Consider the following 431-nt stretch of genomic DNA (forward strand, 5'->3'; position numbering starts at 1 on the left):
GGTGTTGTTGGAGGAATTTAATCCTGGGGATGTGGAACCGCTTCATGCGGTGTTTGTGGGGGGAGGGGCGATGCCGGCGCGGGTTAGGGAGTTTGTGGATTTTTTGGTGGAGAGGTGAGGGGGTTGAGGGGAGGGATTTTTGGGGAGGAGGGGGCTGACCGGCGGATTTCGGCCCAACGCTGCCCCTCACCACGGGCCACAATCGGCCAAAACGAAACGACCTTGAAAACTCCATGCGTCTTAAAATTTGAACAACTAATTTTTGGCTAGTCATTTTTTCTCCTACCGAAATAAGCGCTTGAGAAATTAGCCAGATACAAGTAAGTCAGCGCAAACACATACCACAAAAATATAGATATCCCAGTGGAATAGATCACTTGAATGAACGTTGACTCATAGATGCACATCCTCGTTCAATTTGGATCGGTCTG

General features: G+C 49.2%; 1 pseudogene. It reads left to right on the top strand.

The annotated features are described in order from the left end of the window. A pseudogene (locus JMV15_RS28140) lies at positions 1 to 118 on the top strand (LysR family transcriptional regulator); the annotation flags it as partial. Positions 119 to 431: the final 313 nt, after the last annotated feature.

Origin of the sequence: Pseudomonas paracarnis (assembly GCF_904063055.1) — a bacterium.
GTDB classification, from domain to species: Bacteria; Pseudomonadota; Gammaproteobacteria; order Pseudomonadales; family Pseudomonadaceae; genus Aquipseudomonas; species Aquipseudomonas paracarnis.